Genomic DNA, 17,777 nt, shown 5'->3' with positions numbered 1-17,777 from the left:
AAAAGAATTTCCACCATTTGTACAGCGATGGTACGTTTTTATTGCCCGAAAGCACCGGACCTAAAATGTATATCACATCATTTAAACCTGTGTTGCTTCCAAGAGATTCTAATAAAGCTATAAAGGAGTAAACCATGGCGATTAAAGCCAATTACGAGTCTGATCACGGAAAACGAAAAGAAATGTCCCATAAGGAATTGGGAACGATTTCCCATATGCGTTTCGAAGAGTATGCGGAGAAACTGAAACACTGCTTCACCATGAAACGGGAAAACGGCATTCTCGAAGCCCGGCTGCATACCAACGGCGACAGCCTGCAATGGGGGGCGCCCGCGCACCAGGCTCTTCACTACTTTTTCGACTGGGCCGGCAGGGATCCCGATAACGAGGTCATCATCCTGGGCGGGACGGGAAAGGACTTTATGAAGGGCATCGGCCGGCTTGACGATAAGGGCAACTGGGGCCCGGCAACCGAGTTCAACTCCGCGCCGGAAGAAGCCTGGAAGATGTACGAGTATCAATACTATGACGGTACCAACGATATCGAAGGCCAGGTATTCGATGTGGAAGTGCCCACCATCGGCGTATGGAACGGCGCCGCTTTCCATACCGATCTGGTGCTTTTCAGCGATCTTACCCTTTGCACCGAAGATGCGTGGACCACGGATATGCACTTTCGCGTCAACATGGTGCCCGGTGACGGCATCGGCATCGCCTGGCGGGAACTGATGGGCCGCAAGAGATATGCCTATGCGGAACTGACCGGCGAGATCATCACGGCCCGCAAGGCCCTGGCCCTGGGGATGGTTAACGAGATCTGTCCGGATACGGAATCCTGCTACGCGCGGGCGCAGGAAATCGCCGAACTTATTATGCGTACCGGCAGCCGCGTCACCCGCCGCATTACCACTCAGCAGCTCAGAAAAGCATGGAAAGAAGATATCGCCAATGAGCTGCGCAACGCCTTCTCCACCGAAATGTTCGTCACCGCCACCGAACACAGCCCCCACGAAGTCAATTACTGGCACTGGGCGCACGAAGAGGCTGAGCTGGTCAAGGCGGCCGAGAAGAAAGGCAAGGTCATACGTCCGCGCGTCAACGGCGGCCAGGAAGAAGACGAAATCAAGTAACGGGGCATCCGGTGAGGGATGAACCGCCATTGCCAGTCGCCGGGTCGCCATACCGGAAAACGACACGGCGCATTTGATTATTGTCGCCGCGGCACCGTTGCCGGCGGCGCGCGTACCGGCACGTCACGTTGCCTGCCGGTGCGTCCGGGCATCCTTTTGCCGGCAAAAATTCCTACCAATCGCAAGCGGGGCAGGTCCATGAATACAGGGAACGACGTCATCATATCCGCCGCATTGACCGGCGCGGTGACACCAAAAGACATCAATGAAAATATTCCGCTGACGCCCGAAGAAATTGCCGCGGACGCGTACCGCTGCTGGCAGCGGGGCGCCGCCATCGTTCATCTCCATATGCGCGACGATCGGGGGCTGGGTACGATGGACAGCGGAAAATTTGCCGAAACCATCCGTCTGCTGCGCGCCCGCCATGACTGCGATGTGATTATCAACTGCACCACCTCCGGCGACCATCGGGCCAGCGATAAGCAGCGGCAGGAGCATGTGGCCAACCTGAACGGGATAGAAATGGCGTCCTGGGACGCGGGTTCCTTTAACTGGATGCCCGGCGGCGTGTTTATCAATTCCCCGCAGTTTTTAGGCGCTCTCGGCGAGGTGCTGACCGCCCGGGGCATCAAACCCGAAGTGGAGATTTTCGATGCCGGCATGCTGGGCATCGCCGGGTATTTTGTCGAACAGGGCAAGCTGGCCGGGCCGCTGCATTATCAATTCTGCCTCGGCGTGCCGGGGGGAATGCCCGCCACGGTAGAGAACCTGCTTTATCTCCGTGAGCACATCCCTCCCGAGGCCACCTGGTCGGCATTTGGCGTCGGCAAGGCGCATATGTCCATGCTGTACGCCGCCATAGCGTTGGGCGGGCATGTCCGCGTGGGGCTGGAAGACAACGTCTATTTCCGCAAGGGCGTAAAAGCGTCCAATGCGCAGTTGGTGGAGCGCGCCGCACAGGCAATCCGCTTGTTCGGCAAAGAGGTGGCGCACACCCGAACAGGCAAGAAAACTGCTGGGGCTCCGGCCGTTATAAACCAGGCCTTACCCGGGCCCGCCCAGCGGGTCCTGCAGGCATGCAAAAGAAGGTTGTTATGAGAGACGCAGTCATAGTATCGGCGGTTCGTACCCCGGTGGGTAAATGCCGCGGCGTGTTGGCGGCGGTACCGGCGCATATCCTGGGCGCACTTACCGTCAGGGAAGCGGTGGCCCGCGCGAACATCGAGCCGGAAAGCATTGATGATGTGATATTCGCCAACCTGATGAATAACGAAATCAATAACATGGGCCGCATGGTGGCGTTGGAGGCCGGGCTGCCGGTTTCCGTACCGGGGATAACCCTGGACCGTCAGTGCGCCGCGTCGCTAAACGCGCTGGCCTACGGCGCTATCCAGATCGCGGCCGGTTTCGCCGACGTTATTGTCGCCGGCGGGGTGGAAAGCGATTCCCGTCGCACCTGGCAGCTGGAAAAAACCGACAGCGCCTATGCGGTACAGCCGCCGCGCTTTGTCGATATCCATACGTCGCCGGATAGTCTGGGCAACCCGCCCATGGGCATCACCGCCGAAAATGTGGCCGCCAGGTACGGTTTGTCCCGCCGCCAGCTTGACGAGTTCGCGTTGCGCAGCCACCGGCTGGCCGGCGCCGCCTGGCAGGCGGGCCGGTTTGAGGAGCAGATTGTGCCGGTGCCCGTAACCGACAAAAAAGGCCGGCAAACCCAGGTGTCGCGCGATGAGCCGCTGCGCACCGATTGTTCCCTGGACGCCCTGGCTTCCCTGCGGCCCAGTTTCAAACAAGACGGCGTGGTGACCGCCGGCAACAGCTCGCCCATGAGCGACGGCGCCGGTGCCATGGTGCTGATGGAACGTTCGCTGGCGGAAAAAAACGGCCACGCGATCCTGGGCGTCTTTCGCGGCTACGCGGCGGCGGGAGTGGATCCCAACCTGATGGGACTGGGACCGGTTCCCGCCACCGCCAAACTGCTAAAGCAGGCGGGACTGGCGGTAGGCGATATCGATTTATGGGAGCTGAACGAGGCGTTCGCCGCTCAATCGCTGGCCTGCATCCGGGAAATCGGTATGGATCCCGCACGGGTCAATCCCAATGGCGGCGCCATCGCCCTGGGACATCCCCTGGCGGGCACCGGGGCAATCCTCACCGCGAAAACCCTGTATGAAATGAAGCGCCGCAACCTGGACAAGGCCGTTATCGCCTTCTGTGTCGGTGGCGGCCAGGGCGTGGCGGTTTTGCTGACGAGGAATTAATCATGCCGGGAAAATATGCCTTAGCCGATGACATCACCCGTCTTTTTCAAGACGGCCAGACGCTGATTTGCGGCGGGTTCGCCAATTGCGGCGTACCCAATCACCTGATCCAATGCGTGATAGACAGCGGCGCCAGGCACTTCACGCTGATTGCCAACGATTCGGGCGACGCCGACCTCACCATCGGCCGCCTGATTCATCACGGTCTGGTGGATAAGCTTATCGCCTCCCATATCGGCCGCAATACCGAAACCGTGGCGCTGGTGGCGGCGGGAAAACTCCAACTGGAACTGGTGCCCCAGGGCAGCCTGGCGGAGCGGATCCGCTGCGGCGGTTCGGGATTGGGGGGCGTTCTGACCAAAACCGGCCTGGGTACCGTAGTCGAGGAAGGGAAACACCGGGTGGTGGTAAACGGAGAACTGTATTTGCTGGAAACCGCGTTGCGGGCGGATATCGCCCTGGTGCGCGCCCGTACCGCCGACCCGCTGGGCAACCTGACCTATCGCGGCACCATGCGCAACTTCAATCCACTGGTGGCCAAGGCGGCGAGGGTAACCCTGGTGGACGCGGACATGCTGGTGGACCTGGAGGAATACGGCATGGATCGCATCGTGACCCCGGGCGTCTATGTGGACAAGATCCTGACAACGCGAGGAGAAAGACAATGAATGCCCGTGAAAGGATAGCAAAGCGTGCCGCAGGGTATTTTTCCGCCGGCGATGTGGTCAACCTGGGCATCGGCATTCCCAGCCTGTGCGGCGACTACGCGCAGCCCGGCGTAATGTTCCATACCGAAAACGGCCTGGTGGGCATGGGCCCGCTCACTTCGGGCATGCTGGCGACGGAAGGATTCTGCAATGCCACCGGCATGCGTTTTGCGCCGGTGCCCGGCGCCAGTTCATTCGACAGCGCGGAATCCTTCGGCCTGGTCCGTTCCGGCAAACTGGCGGCGTCGGTGCTGGGCGCCCTGCAAGTGGCGCAAAACGGCGATCTGGCCAATTGGGCCCAGCCCGGCCGGGTGTTCGGCATGGGCGGGGCGATGGACCTGGTGAACGGCGCCCGCAAGGTCATTATCACCATGGAGCTTTGCGCTAAAGATGGCGCACGCAAAATCGTCAACGCCTGTAGTTATCCCCTGACGGGCAAACGCTGTGTCAATCATATCGTTACCGAACAGTGCGTGATTGACGTTACCCCGGACGGGCTGGTGCTGGTGGAACTCCTGGCGGGATTGACCCAACAGGACATCCAGCGTCAGGTCGAGCCGCGGCTGATTGTGGCCGATGTCTTGAAAACCATGGAAATATAGCGTCCGGAGGACACCGTGATAAAAAGCGCTCCAGGTAGATTTGCGCCAGATCACGACACGGGCGATGACGTCGAAACCGGGGCGGAAAACCGGCAACCGTGCGCAACATCCCGATAAACCCACTACGCATCCCCGGGCGCGGCCCGACTGCGTACAACGAGCTGACCATTATGACTGGGCAAGAAAAACACCTGGCGCTGCCACAGAAGACTGTCGATCTTACTACCCGGGGGGACGATCATCTTTCCGCCACCAAAAGCAGTTTCGGCCCCCATGGATGGACCATTATCTGTTTCCAGGCCCTGATGTTCTGGCTGGCCGCGGGCGCCGTAACGCATGGCTTGAATGTGATCCTGCCCGCCTTATCCAACACCTTTAACCTGGAGTACAACGCGCTGCTGGCGCTGGCGACCCCGGCCTCCTGGGCTTCAATCCTGGCGGGGCCCCTGTGCGCCAAGCTGTGTGAAAAGAAGGGACCGAAATTTAATATCGTTTTCTGCCTTATCGCCTGCGGCTTGTGTTTCGGCCTGCTGGGCTACTGGGGGACGCTAACCGGTTTTACCGTACTGTTTGCCGGGGTCTGTTTTTTCGGCACCGGTTTCGCCTATCTGGGCGGAACCGCTCTTATCGCCAACTGGTTTATCCGTAAACAGGGTCTGGCGCTGGGCTGGTGCACCATGGGGCAAACCTTTTCCAGCGCCTTTTTCGTGCCGGTGTTGGCCGGGTGTTTCTCATGGTTTGGCGTGCATAACGGCTTTTGGGGCGTCTCGCTGCTGATGTTCGCCACCGCGCTGCTGGTGGCGCTATTTGCCGCCAACAAACCGGAAGACATCGGCCGCGCGCCGGACAATGCGCCCATTACCGCCGAGGAACTGGCCGAACGGATTCGCGCGCATTCAGACTACATTTGCCCGGTCACCACCGGTCAATTGCTTCGCATGAAGGACGTCTGGTTCATGGGCATCGCCACCGGCGGTATCTATATCATGCTGGTGGGGGTGGTGAGCCAGATTGTGCCCCGCCTGATGGGAATGGGATTTGAACTGGGCACCGCCATCTTCTATATGACCCTGGCGGCGCTGTTCGGCACCTTCGGCGCCTATGGCTGGGGTTGGCTAAACCAAAAGGTGGGCATTAAAGCGGCCATCTCCATTTACACCTTGTGGTGGATGGTATCGGTGGTTATCAACATCGTCCAATTTAATGCGCTGACCCTGTGGATTTCTCTGTTGATGATCGGTTTTAGCCTGGCGGGCGCCACCAATTTAAGTACCGCGCTGATTGCCACTAAATTTCCGCGCAAAGCCTATATCCGGGCCATCGGCATTATCGCGCCCATCCAGTCCATTGTACGCTGCTTCGCATTTTCCATTCTGGCGCTGGGATTGACCTATCTGGGCGGATATACCGGCGCTTATCTCCTCTTGGTAGGGGTCGGCGCCGTGACATTGATTTTGATTTGGCAAACCGATGTGACGCCGATAGGAACATTGACGCCAACATCCGGCGAACACCCCGGCCTTCGTTAATGGCGAAAAGAGAATCAAATAGGTTTTTACCCGAACCTGAATAGGATGAATTTATCAAAAACAACCGCCGGCAATGTGCCGGAAATAATAATTGCCGCGATTATTCATCGGGATAAAGCGGACGCTGATTAAATCGTAACAGGCATTCTAATAAGACAGGGTTTCCTGGAGAAATATAATGAGATTCAGCAGGAGGTCAATATGACGGGAATTGTTATTGCCAGTGCCGTGCGTACCGCAATCGGCAGCTTTGGCGGCAGTCTGGCGTCGCTGGCCGCCCCCCGGTTGGGCGCGCTGGTGGCGCTGGAAAGCCTCAGGCGCGCCGGTATCCCGCCCGATATTATCGACGAGGTTTTCTTGGGTAATGTCCTGCAGGCGGGATTGGGCCAAAACCCGGCCCGTCAGGCGATGCTGCATGCCGGCATTAATGAAAAGACCCCGGCGACCACCGTCAATGTCGTCTGCGGGTCCGGCTTGAAAAGCGTCATCCTGGCGTCCCAGGCTATCGCCGCGGGCGATGCGCAGATTGTCCTGGCCGGCGGGATGGAAAATATGTCGGCGGCGCCTTATCTGCTGGATAAAGCCCGCTGGGGCTACCGGATGGGGGAAGGCGCCATTATCGACAGCATGGTGCATGACGGACTGTTTTGCAGTGTTAATCAATACCATATGGGCATCACCGCGGAAAATGTCGCCGTCCGGTATAACATCAGCCGGCTGGAGCAGGATCAGATTGCCCTGCGCTCGCAGCAGCGGGCGGTGGCGGCCATTGGCAACGGCGCGTTCCGTAATGAGATTCTGCCCGTGATCTTGCCCGGCAAAAAAGGCGACATTATTTTCGATACGGATGAACATCCGCGCGGGGATGTCAGCGCCGAGGGCCTGGCCAGGCTGCGTCCGGCCTTTGCGCCTGAGGGCAGCGTCACGGCGGGGAATGCCTCCGGCATCAATGACGGCGCGGCCGCGCTGGTGGTAATGAACGAAGCCCGGGCCCGCGCACTCGATATCAGGCCGTTGGCGCGGATCCGCGGTTATGCCACCTGCGGCGTCGACCCGGCGTTTATGGGCATCGGGCCGGTGCCGGCGGTGCGCGCGGCACTGAAGAGGGCCGGTCTGGGTATCGGTGATATTGACCTGTTCGAGGCCAATGAAGCCTTTGCCGCGCAGTTCGCCGCGGTGGGCCATGAGCTGGGGCTGGATGAAGACAAAACCAACGTCAATGGCGGCGCCATCGCCCTGGGCCATCCCATCGGCGCCTCCGGCGCCAGGATATTGGTAACGCTGCTCTATGCCCTGGCGGCCCGGGACAAAACCTTCGGCGTGGCAACCCTGTGTGTCGGCGGGGGATTAGGGGTGGCGGTCGTGGTGGAACGCCTGTGACATATGTCTTACCGTCAGGGGGAAAATAGGGGCTTAAAAAATAAAAACGGGAATAATTTAAGGCCGAGTACAGGTCTTAATTCATAAATGCATTAAAAATACAAAAATGGATGATTACTGTTTTTACGGGCTGGTTTTATATCCCGGCTTTGACGATATTTTTTATAGCCAGGATTGAAAACCGACATAATAAGTGCGGCGAAGTTGGCAATGACGCGTAATAAAGCCAATTGCAATCATTTTAGGTCATGTGCCCGATAAATTCGGACGTGGATTAATATTGGCACTAACTTTGCTCAATATCGCGGGTAGATAAAACTTATATAAGCGGAACGATATTCTATGAAAAACGATTACGTGAAAAAAAGCTTATCAGCACTGGTTGCGCTCATTCTGGGCTGCTCTGCGGGTCTGTCGGCCAACGCGGCCGTTACCGCCGGCGATTATACGGCTGCGGCCAAAGGCAAGGAGAGTGATGTCAGGGTCACGGTTTCCATTGATCAAGCGGGAACGATTAAAAATATCGTCGCCGACGCATCCGGAGAAACCCCTGAACTGGGCGGCGTGGCGGGACCTCTGGTCGCCAAGTCCATCCTTGATAGGCAAAGCCTGGACGTGGACGGCATGACCGGCGCCACCGAAACCAGCGATGCCGTTAAGCAAGCCGCCAAGGCGGCCTTGCTGAAGGCCGGCGCGGATATCGGCAAATACACCAGCGTATCGGCTAAAACCGCAGACCCAGTCGCCGATGAGGAGAAAACGGTGGATGTGGTGGTCATGGGGGGCGGCACTTCCGGCACCGCCGCCGCGCTGGCCGCGGCGGAAAAAGGCGCTAAGGTGCTGGTGATTGAGAAATCCGCGGTGGTGGGCGGCAGCGGCAATATGGCCAGCGGCTTTTTTGCCGTGGGATCGGCGCTGCAAAAATCCTTAGGGATGAAATATACCCCGCAGGACCTGACGCACCGGCTGCTGGATTACAACCACTTTTTATCCAATGGCCCGCTGACTAAAGCCATTGTGTATAAGTCCGGTTCAACGGCTGACTGGATGGAAAAACATGGCGTGAAGCTGGAGATTAAGACCGCCGCCAAAGACACCAACCAATTACAGCAGGCGCACATGGATGATCCTATCAAGTCTGATATTTACCACCATTATCTCAACACCAATGCCGCCTATAAAAGTCTCTATGCCGACTTCCAGCAATATGGCGGAGAATTGCTCAAAAGTACCGCTGTGACATCATTGATTCAGGAACAAGACGGCAAAGTCACCGGCGTCATTGCGCAAAAGGCGGACGGTGGCAAATTACTCGTCCACGCCAAGGCGGTTATCATCGCCAGCGGCGGGTTCGGCGGTAATGAAAAATTAATACGGGACGTGATGGATACACCGAATATTCATATCCTGGCCTGGCCGAATCAGGGCGAAGGCCTCAAAATGGCCTGGGCCGCCGGCGGGGCGGAGTGGAACTTTCATTCCGCATTGATTCACGCCTGTAAACTGGTGGGAATTACTTCGTCAGCTTCCGCCGATAAAGGCAATGCCGAAAATGATAGTCCCCTTATTTGGTTATTGAAATCACCATTATTATGGGTGGACGCCAACGGTGAGCGATTTGGCGATGAAGGCCTGGTGTATGATTCGGCGTACTGGGCAAATGTGTCTTATTCGGTGGGCGGTAAATATTACATTATTCTCGATAATCAGACGCTGAATGCTTTTACCAAAAAATCATTCCCCTTTCCTTTATCCGGCGCCGGTCCGGCCAATCCTCCCAAGGGCGGCGATTTCACGGCGCTGGCGGATACCGCTGTCGATGGGGGTAAAAGTAAAAATATTTTCAAAGGACAGACACTGGAAGAACTGGCAAAAAATATGGGTGTGGAAGCCGGCCAATTGGAGAAAACCGTTTCCCGTTATAACGATCTGATCAAAGCCAAAGTTGACGCGGACTTTGGCAAAAAACCGGATTATCTGATTTATCCGGTGAAAACCGGACCCTTCTATGCGTTTGAAACCCAGGTGGTGAGTTTAAGCAGCATCGGTGGGGTAAGGGTTAACGCCAAATTACAGGTCACCGATATTAACGCCAAACCTGTCCCGGGATTATATGCGGTGGGCAATGTCGCCGGAGGTTTTTACAGTGGACCCTCTTATCCGCCTTATGAAGGCTTAGCTAATGGCTTTGCGCTGAATTCAGGCCGCATTGCCGGGGAAAACGCGGCGGAAACCATCGCGGCCGCTCATTAATATCAGCAGGGCGAGAGGGCTAAACAGTGTCTTCAAACTGTACCCTATACAGTCAAATGGGCTGGTGAAATACAGGAGCATAATACCTTGCTTCAGGATACCGGCAAGGGATGAAGCATTGCTCGCGCATTATATTTAAATAAGGGGTCGTTATGGGCGTGTCGCGTCGCGGGTTTATTATGGGAATAGGCGGAGCCGTGCTGGCGGCCAATTCAATTAACCGTATTCTGGCGGAGGTCATTAATCCGCAAACTCTCATTGTGGGTAATATCCGCTACGGCATGATCCATGACGAAACCCGCTGCATTGGCTGTCGTGCCTGTGTCCGGGCCTGTCACAAAGTCAATAATGTTCCGGAGGAAGTCACACGGCTGGATATTCTGGATAACGGCACGTACCGGGAGATGGATAAAACCTCGCGACAGTTCAAGCGTAAATCCTGCCAGCATTGCGATAACCCGCCGTGCGTTGCGGTTTGCCCTACCGGCGCTTCTTATAAAGACGCTACAACGGGCATTGTTGATGTCCACCACGATCGGTGCGTTGGCTGCCGGTACTGTATCGCCGCCTGTCCCTATCACGTGCGCTTTATCCATCCGCTGACGAAGACGGCGGATAAGTGCAATTTTTGCCGTGATACCAATCTGGCCGCCGGCAAGCCCCCCGCCTGCGTGGCGATCTGCCCGGTGAAGGCGCTGACCTTCGGTAATCTGGACGATCCCGACAGCGATATCGCCAAACTCATCGCCAGCAAAACGGTATACCGTGAAAAAGTATATTTAGGCACTCACCCCAAGCTCTATCATATCGCCGGCAAATTTGGAGAGATACGAGGATGAACACTGCGTTTCATTTCGCTACCCTGGTCTGGGATTGGCCCATTGCCATTTACTTATTATTAATAGGTATTTCATCAGGCATGGTTATCATAGCCGTTTTGCTTAAAAGGCAACTCCTCGTGGCAAATGCCGGCAGCGACGGCATTATCAAGGCGACGGTAGTTATTGCGCCTTTAACGGTTGTTCTTGGGCTGGTGATCCTTATTTTTCATTTGGCGCGTTCGTGGACTTTTTGGTATTTGATGGTGTTTTATAATCCCCATTCGGTTATGTCGCTGGGGGTAATGTTATTCCAGGTTTATATGGCGGTGCTCATACTCTGGATTATCGCCATCTATCAGCAATACCTCCTTGATATGATTAAATCAAGATGGCTGAAACGGATTATTTTTTTCATCGCGGGATGGGAACGCCGGCTTGATATGGCGGTATTTTTGTTGGCCATTCTGCTCGGGGTCTATACCGGCTTCCTCTTGCTGGCCCTGAAATCCTATCCGTTATTGAATAACCCGGTATTGCCTCTGCTGTTCCTGGTCTCCGGCCTGACATCCGGGGTGGCCATGGCGATATTTTGCGGACTGACGTTCTGTAAACAATCGGTTTATTCGCCGTCCCTGGCTTTTATTCACCGACTGGAACCGCCGCTTATCTTGACCGAGCTTGGCCTGCTGGCGGTTTTCTTTATCGGCCTGATTTTTGGCGGCGGACAAAAGGAGGCCGCGGCATTAAATGCCCTGAGCGGTTTTTGGGGGGCCGTGTTTTGGCTTGGCGTGGTGGGACTGGGTATGGTATTGCCTATGGCTTTAAGGTTGCTGTGCGCAGGCCGTATCACCTCCCATAAAGTTTATTGGCTATCGATGTCGGGCGTCGCATTGTGCAGCGTGTTTATGCTGCGCATGTTTATATTGTATGCGGGACAGATGGTAATGGCATAAATGAACAACTTAACCTGGCTTGTGAGCGTTGCATCATTAACTTTTTTTATGCAATCTTTGGATACCACCATGTTATATCTGGCTATCCCCTCCATGGCGCAGGCATTACATCAGTCCTCCCTTAGCATGGGGATGGTGGTGGTGTCTTATATGCTGACAGTGATGGTTTTTACGCCGGTATGCGGCTGGCTGGCGGATACATACGGCTATCGGCGAATCTATCTCTTAGCGTTGGGCTTATTTAGCCTTGGCTCGTTTTTGTGCGCCGCTGCGGATACGTTAACCGCCATTATCCTGGCGCGTTTTTTACAGGGCATTGGGGGAGCGCTAATGCTGCCGGTGACGCGCGTGGTCATTTTAAAAACGACCCTCCCGGCGGAAAAATTATCCGCCTTAAATAAGATCACGTTATTGGGGTTGGGCGGAACGCTGCTGGGACCGCCGCTAAGCGGACTGCTGATAACCACATGCTCCTGGCGCATGATTTTTCTGGTAAATATTCCTCTATGCCTGATCTGTGTCGTCCTGGCAAAAAAATATATGCCCGAACAGCTAACATCAAGAATGCGGGGAAAATTCGATACCATAGGATTTATGCTGGTGGTACCGGCGTTGTTATTAATCTTGCTTGGCTTGTTGGGCATCGGCAAACACTATTTTACCGGAATGTGGGTAATTATATTCTTCCTAATAGCAATGCTGTTGTTATATCGCTATAAAAATCACCAAGATAATACCAATGATCCGCTATTCACTCTTTCGCTGTTTCGTCACAGAACCTTTGCCGTAGGCATAGCCAGTAATATTTGCGTGCGGATTTTTATAGCGTCGGTACCTTTAGTCCTGTCGCTGATGCTGCAACGGGAATTTAACTATTCACCGAGGGGTGTCAGTATCATTATGCTGTCGCTGGCGTCGGGTTCGATAAGCGCCCGGTTCCTGCTGCGCCCGGCATTGATATGGTGCGGCTACCGGTGTTTGTTGCTTATCGCGACGACGGTAAGTGCTGCGTTAATCTATTCTTTGACTCTTCCTGGGTTGAACGGCTCGCTGGATAGCGTCGTTATATTGATATTTATTCTGGGGGTGTTTACTTCTGTCCTGTATGCCACCATGAATACTCTGACGTTCAGCGAGTTAACCAATGAGACCTATCACGCCGGCAACAGCTTGCTGATACTGAGCCAGCTGCTTTCAATCATAATAAGCGTTACGTTAACATTTACGGTGCTTCATTATGTTAACTACGCCGCTAACGCCAGGGGGCTGGAAAATTACCATGTGTCATTTTTATTGATGAGTTTTGGTTTGTTTTTATGTTGCTTTATTTTTTTACGCCTGGATAAAAACGATGGCGATGTTTTTGTGCAGGAAACGCAGAAGTAATAACGCGGTTATTTAAAGAATAATCCTGACTGCCAGTAATATTAGGTAGTTATGACATCTGATGTTTTAACAAAATGTAATTATCGATGATAACCAGAGCCGGAAAAACAACGCGCTGATAGCGCGCCCGGAATAGGGCATGCTATCGCGGTTGGGCCGTCATTGAATATATTCGTGGCCGGCCGTTTCCGTCCTATTACCTCAATGGGATAGAACAATGAAAATAACGCCTCATAATATATGGAATAGAATGCTATGTTCCGGCGCGATCGCCTGCGGCATAGCGCTGACGAGCAGCGCGGCGTTTGCCGCCAGCGACGCGGAATCTTCAGGACGGCCGCTGTCCGATGCCGGGGGATGGCTGTCGGAGCACGGCGTTACCCCACATATCATGGCCTCTCAGCTTTGGCTGGGCAACCCCAGCGCGGGGACTTCCACCGACGAGCAGCAGGCCTACACGATGTTTTTTGCCGGCGCGGATTTCGATCTCGATCGTATGGGATTCATACCCGGCGGCACGGTCCACTTTATGCAACTATGGGTGCCCTTCGCCCATAATACTCTCTATGGCAATAACGCCGGCGGCATGTTGGCCGGCGATCCGCCGCCCTATATCCCCAAGGTCTCGCATTTGCTGCGTTTCGGTTATGAACAGCAACTGTTTAACGATCGGCTCTCCATTGAACTGGGCAAGAGCAATCCCGGCCAGTTTGTCGGTTTCAGCAACTGTAACGTGCCGTCGTCCTGTATAAATACCGTACTGAATAAAACCGCGGGGTTCGCCCCCGCGCCTTACGCCGGCTGGGGCGCACGCGCCAGCTATCACTTTACGCCGGCGCTGGAGTCCAATATCGGTGTCTGGCGTACCTACCAGGCGTTTCCGTTCACCAACGGCTGGGAACGGTGGGACGACGACTTAGATACCGGCAGTACCCTGCTGGTCGCTAATTTAGCGCGGCGCGCCAGCTGGCGGCAGGAGCCCTATCCCTTCAACTGGGAGGTCCTGGCGTTCCACAATAATTTGCAATACAACGATGCCTACGCCACGGTGAACGGCACCTCGAAGGTATACGACGGCAGCTCGGCGGTGATTACCCATAAAGGGGTTTCCGGCTTTTATCTTACGGCAAAAAAAGCCTTATGGCGGCGTGATGGCGGGGCCGATCCCCACAATCCCGCGCCCAGCGCCGTAAGTCTGCACGGCAGCTGGTCGCAAACCCTGCAATCGGATGCCTACACGGGAATAGCCACGTTGGCTGATGTCGGGCTTATCTGGTCGGGCCCCTGGCAGAGCCGTCCCGATGACAGCTACGGCCTGACTTTCCGCTGGGGCAGGCTGACGGATGGCGAACACCGTTATTTGCAGGATATGTACGATTCCCTGGGCGGAACGGGGTGGCAGGTGCCGCGTAACGAACAGCAGTTAAGTATCGACGCTTCCTTTATGCTCACGCCGGAGGTCAATTTAACGATGACCGGGTCTCGGGTCTGGAACAACACCAATTACCAGTATGCCTATACCAACGTCAAACCAGAGGATGGCTACACATTCTGGATCCAGGTCAACGTCATGCTGGAAAAACTGCTTGGTCTGTGAGGGCTGCGAACAGGGAAAACTGCCGGCCCGTCCTGGCGCCGGCAAAATGTGTTTACGGTTATCATTGCTGATGGCAAATCATATTCGTATCCGTACCGAACCTCCTGCGTCCCAGCCCCAGGGATTGCATTTTCCTGACGATGGTGGGCTGGGATACGCCCAGGGCGGCGGCAATATGATAGGTGGTTTTATATTTATCCTGGGCCAGCGCCAATACAGTCCTTTCAATTCGCGACAGAATATCCGGCAGGGTATGGTTAAGGCGCAGTTGCCTGGCGCAAAAATTCAATGCTTCGTCATCCAGATGGTCAGGTTGCGGATGCTGTTCATTCTTGCATAGCAGCGGAGAGATGATTTCTTCGGTAATGAAATTTTCCTCGGAACAAATATACAAATATTCAATGATGTTTTCCAGTTCGCGGATATTGCCCGGCCAGGCGTAATTGACTAACAGTGTCAACGTCGGGGCGGGGAATCTGATTATTCTGTTATAAAGAGCATCAAATTTATGCAGGAAATATTCAGTCAGTAACGGAATGTCGCTTTTTCTTTCCCGTAAAGGGACGAGATGAATCGGAATAAGGTTAATGCGGTAAAAAAGATCTTCACGGAATTTTCTCTCGGCGACTTTTTTATCCAGATCGGCATTGGTGGCGGCAATGACGCGGACATTCAGTTTGACAGGCTTAGTGCTGCCTAAGCGGACGATTTCTTTTTGCTGCAAGACGCGTAACAATTTCGCCTGGGCCTCGAAGGGTAAATCGCCGATTTCATCCAGGAATATTGTTCCGCCGTTGGCCTGCTCAAAAAAACCGGCTCGTCCTGAACCGGCGCCGGTGAATGCGCCTTTTTCATAACCGAAAAGCTCACTTTCTATAAGGCTGACCGGTATTGCCGCACAATTAAGCTTGATAAAAGGCCGGTCTGCCCGCGCGCTTAGTTTTTGGATATTCTCAGCCACCACTTCTTTACCTGTGCCGGATTCTCCGCGTATTAAAACGGATGCATCCGTTTTTGCGACCCGCAGCATGATCCGCTTCAGTTCTTCCATCGGTCTGCTGACACCGATAAAATTAGCGAAAGGTGGGGAAGCCGGCCCTGTTATTTTTTCCAATGGTTCATGATAGGATTCGAATGAATAAATCGGATAGTTGAATTTGGCATGCAGTTTCTGGAAAAAAGATTGCGCATACAAGATAGACACCACATGTTCAATCTCGTTTTCTTCATCAAGCACCGGCATACCTGACACAAAAGCCATTTTTTCCGGTAACAGATGATGAACAAAAAACGCCATGGCCTCTTTCTTTTGTTTGAGAACTTCGGTGGTAATCGCACTTTTGAAATATTTTCCTTCTTTAATAATATCGTCAATGCTCCGGCCAAGGATGGCATCAGCCTCTATGATGGGGTTTTCACGCAGGTAAGCCAGGTTGATATATTCCGTTACGCCGCTGGAGTTGGTTATGTAGATAGGGCATTCCAGGGTATCGACGATTTTCTTGAAATCTATCCCAGCCTCGTTAGCCGTTTGGAGAAAATTTGCGCTGGACATGATGGGCCTCTTGAAAACCGGTGATGGTAAAACAGACTATACCGGCTCAAGGAACCAGCGAATGTTAGATCAAGTTATAAATAAATTTGATGGCTGGATATGTGAAAGAAATCACATATCGTTCCGGTATTAAACAGCATTTTTATTTATGTTAAGAAGTCATAAATCAGAGGTAAAGATATTGAAATAAGATCCAGCATATTAGGCAAAAGCATCTCTTTGTCTCTTATATTGGCGATCGATCGGGCTTCCCATCGCCTCCATGGGCGATAGGTGCGCACATCGCCGCGCCTCATCAGGGCGCCCGCCATCAACCGGCAGGCGGATGCGCCACCAGACGCAGGAGCGTGACTTCAGACGGTGCGGCCAGTCGTATCGGCGGTCCCCAATAGCCCGTGCCGCGGCTGGTGTATACCCAAAGATCGTTGAGCTTGTCCAGCCCGTGTACGAACGGCTGCTGCAAACGGACAAAGAACTGCCACGGCAGGAACTGGCCTCCGTGCGTGTGGCCGGACAATTGCAGCGTGAAGCCCGCTTCCGAGGCGGCCGTCGCAGAGCGTGGCTGGTGGGCAAGCAAAAGCCGGAACAGGATATCGCCAGGGGCGCCGCGCATGGCTTTCTGCGGATCGCTTGCGTGCGCCGGGTCGAAGTTGCCGCCGCTGTAATCCGTCACGCCCGCCACGATGGCGCGCGCGCCGCCGTGGTTAACCACCACATGTTCGTTCATCAACACCTGGAAGCCAAGCCGGCGAAACTCAGCGATCCAGGTATCCGCGCCGGCATAATATTCATGATTGCCGGTGACGAAGAAGGTCCCGTGCCGCGCCGATAACGCGCCAAGGGGGCGGGTATCCGCCTCGAGCTGCGGCACGGATCCATCGACGACATCGCCCGTCACCGCAATCAGGTCCGCTTCAAGCGCATTCACGGTTGCGACGATTTTCTCGACATAACCGCGTTTAATGGTCGGGCCGATGTGGATGTCGCTGATCTGCACGATGCGAAAGCCGTCCAGCCCCGCCGCCAGTCCCGCGATAGGGATGTCGATATTTTTCACCGGTGCGTTCCGGCGCGCGTTGTAAACGCCCAACAGCGTGAGGAGTATGGCAACGAGCGGTACGCACAGCGCGCTGACGGCGGTGAACTCCGCCGTCGCCGCGGTGACGCCCGGCAAACTGTCCACGGCATGCAGCAAAAGCAATACTATATCGCGCAGCGCTGTCAGCACCAGCAGCGACGAGAAGAAACCCATCGTGAGTAATCCCGCCCACGCCAGCCGGTCCGACAGCGGCTGTTTTTTTATATTGCGCGCGGCCATGCCGACCGGGATCAGCACAGCAGACATCGCCAGCAGCAGCGCCGCGAGCCATTTGAATGGCGTGCCGACAGGCAAGGCGGCAATGAGCCGCACGCCGATATACACATGCAACAGCGTGACTATGCTGATGAGGCGAATGAAAAATGCGGAACGGAGCATAGATAATCTTTCCTTGTTACATGATATCACCTCTCTCAGGATAGCCGAATTCACTCTCCCGCGTCAGCGTCTGACGTTATCCCCCAGCGGGCGGCGGGGCACTGCTGACGCCGTTTAAGG

Annotated in this window: 14 protein-coding genes; 12 read left to right on the top strand and 2 right to left on the bottom strand. The window is 54.9% G+C overall.

What is annotated here, in order from left to right:
• Positions 1–134: 134 nt before the first annotated feature.
• The 12 genes from ABUK12_RS06735 to ABUK12_RS06680 all read left to right on the top strand — a co-directional run bounded on the left by ABUK12_RS06735 (position 135) and on the right by ABUK12_RS06680 (position 14,625).
• Positions 135–1,130, top strand: a complete 996-nt coding sequence (locus ABUK12_RS06735; protein ID WP_410015551.1) for an enoyl-CoA hydratase/isomerase family protein — start codon at positions 135–137, stop codon at positions 1,128–1,130.
• 198 nt (positions 1,131–1,328) lie between these two features.
• The gene (locus tag ABUK12_RS06730; protein ID WP_410015550.1) at positions 1,329–2,231 is read left to right on the top strand and encodes a 3-keto-5-aminohexanoate cleavage protein; all 903 of its coding nucleotides are present in this window, start codon (positions 1,329–1,331) and stop codon (positions 2,229–2,231) included.
• Entirely contained in the window at positions 2,228–3,397 is a 1,170-nt protein-coding gene (locus tag ABUK12_RS06725; protein WP_410015549.1) for a thiolase family protein, read from the top strand. Before ABUK12_RS06730 ends, ABUK12_RS06725 begins: the two co-directional genes overlap by 4 nt.
• 2 nt (positions 3,398–3,399) lie before the next feature.
• Positions 3,400–4,065, top strand: a complete 666-nt coding sequence (locus tag ABUK12_RS06720) for a 3-oxoacid CoA-transferase subunit A (protein ID WP_410015548.1) — start codon at positions 3,400–3,402, stop codon at positions 4,063–4,065.
• Complete coding sequence (locus tag ABUK12_RS06715; protein WP_410015547.1) at positions 4,062–4,706, top strand: 3-oxoacid CoA-transferase subunit B; 645 nt, start codon at positions 4,062–4,064, stop codon at positions 4,704–4,706. The genes ABUK12_RS06720 and ABUK12_RS06715 overlap by 4 nt, the downstream gene beginning before the upstream one ends.
• A 170-nt stretch (positions 4,707–4,876) precedes the next feature.
• Positions 4,877–6,235 carry an MFS transporter gene (locus ABUK12_RS06710; RefSeq protein ID WP_410015546.1) on the top strand — a complete coding sequence of 453 codons (1,359 nt, stop codon included), beginning with the start codon at positions 4,877–4,879 and terminating at the stop codon, positions 6,233–6,235.
• Between the two features lie 201 nt (positions 6,236–6,436).
• Positions 6,437–7,615, top strand: a complete 1,179-nt coding sequence (locus ABUK12_RS06705) for an acetyl-CoA C-acetyltransferase (RefSeq protein WP_410015545.1) — start codon at positions 6,437–6,439, stop codon at positions 7,613–7,615.
• 342 nt (positions 7,616–7,957) lie between these two features.
• Entirely contained in the window at positions 7,958–9,868 is a 1,911-nt protein-coding gene (locus ABUK12_RS06700) for an FAD-dependent oxidoreductase (protein WP_410015544.1), read from the top strand.
• Positions 9,869–10,020: 152 nt separating this feature from the next.
• A complete protein-coding gene (locus ABUK12_RS06695) occupies positions 10,021–10,707 on the top strand; it encodes a 4Fe-4S dicluster domain-containing protein (protein ID WP_410015543.1) in 687 nt (228 codons plus the stop codon).
• Entirely contained in the window at positions 10,704–11,642 is a 939-nt protein-coding gene (gene nrfD, locus ABUK12_RS06690) for a cytochrome c nitrite reductase subunit NrfD (protein WP_410015542.1), read from the top strand. Before ABUK12_RS06695 ends, nrfD begins: the two co-directional genes overlap by 4 nt.
• Positions 11,643–13,028: an MFS transporter gene (locus ABUK12_RS06685; RefSeq protein WP_410015541.1), complete on the top strand. Its 1,386-nt coding sequence runs from the start codon at positions 11,643–11,645 to the stop codon at positions 13,026–13,028.
• A gap of 250 nt (positions 13,029–13,278) precedes the next feature.
• Positions 13,279–14,625, top strand: coding sequence for a carbohydrate porin (locus ABUK12_RS06680; RefSeq protein WP_410015540.1), 1,347 nt, complete (start codon positions 13,279–13,281; stop codon positions 14,623–14,625).
• Between the two features lie 61 nt (positions 14,626–14,686).
• Here the strand turns inward: ABUK12_RS06680 and ABUK12_RS06675 are convergent, their stop codons facing one another.
• Positions 14,687–16,180 (bottom strand): sigma-54 interaction domain-containing protein, encoded by a 1,494-nt coding sequence (locus ABUK12_RS06675; RefSeq protein ID WP_410015539.1) that lies wholly within the window; start codon positions 16,178–16,180, stop codon positions 14,687–14,689.
• Positions 16,181–16,490: 310 nt separating this feature from the next.
• Positions 16,491–17,657, bottom strand: a complete 1,167-nt coding sequence (locus tag ABUK12_RS06670; RefSeq protein WP_410015538.1) for a metallophosphoesterase — start codon at positions 17,655–17,657, stop codon at positions 16,491–16,493.
• Positions 17,658–17,777 lie beyond the last annotated feature (120 nt).

The sequence above is a fragment of the Sodalis sp. C49 genome, assembly GCF_046352915.1.
Lineage (GTDB): Bacteria > Pseudomonadota > Gammaproteobacteria > Enterobacterales > Enterobacteriaceae > Acerihabitans.
Note: the sequence above shows the minus strand (reverse complement) of the source record. Positions and strands in the feature narration are given on the sequence as shown.

Coding starts and splice junctions, on each gene's coding strand:
- ABUK12_RS06685 (WP_410015541.1), top strand. CDS start 11,643: ATGAACAACTTAACCTGGCTTGTGAGCGTTGCATCATTAACTTTTTTT.
- ABUK12_RS06670 (WP_410015538.1), bottom strand. CDS start 17,657: ATGCTCCGTTCCGCATTTTTCATTCGCCTCATCAGCATAGTCACGCTG.
- nrfD (WP_410015542.1), top strand. CDS start 10,704: ATGAACACTGCGTTTCATTTCGCTACCCTGGTCTGGGATTGGCCCATT.
- ABUK12_RS06715 (WP_410015547.1), top strand. CDS start 4,062: ATGAATGCCCGTGAAAGGATAGCAAAGCGTGCCGCAGGGTATTTTTCC.
- ABUK12_RS06695 (WP_410015543.1), top strand. CDS start 10,021: ATGGGCGTGTCGCGTCGCGGGTTTATTATGGGAATAGGCGGAGCCGTG.
- ABUK12_RS06705 (WP_410015545.1), top strand. CDS start 6,437: ATGACGGGAATTGTTATTGCCAGTGCCGTGCGTACCGCAATCGGCAGC.
- ABUK12_RS06720 (WP_410015548.1), top strand. CDS start 3,400: ATGCCGGGAAAATATGCCTTAGCCGATGACATCACCCGTCTTTTTCAA.
- ABUK12_RS06730 (WP_410015550.1), top strand. CDS start 1,329: ATGAATACAGGGAACGACGTCATCATATCCGCCGCATTGACCGGCGCG.
- ABUK12_RS06725 (WP_410015549.1), top strand. CDS start 2,228: ATGAGAGACGCAGTCATAGTATCGGCGGTTCGTACCCCGGTGGGTAAA.
- ABUK12_RS06675 (WP_410015539.1), bottom strand. CDS start 16,180: ATGTCCAGCGCAAATTTTCTCCAAACGGCTAACGAGGCTGGGATAGAT.
- ABUK12_RS06680 (WP_410015540.1), top strand. CDS start 13,279: ATGCTATGTTCCGGCGCGATCGCCTGCGGCATAGCGCTGACGAGCAGC.
- ABUK12_RS06735 (WP_410015551.1), top strand. CDS start 135: ATGGCGATTAAAGCCAATTACGAGTCTGATCACGGAAAACGAAAAGAA.
- ABUK12_RS06700 (WP_410015544.1), top strand. CDS start 7,958: ATGAAAAACGATTACGTGAAAAAAAGCTTATCAGCACTGGTTGCGCTC.
- ABUK12_RS06710 (WP_410015546.1), top strand. CDS start 4,877: ATGACTGGGCAAGAAAAACACCTGGCGCTGCCACAGAAGACTGTCGAT.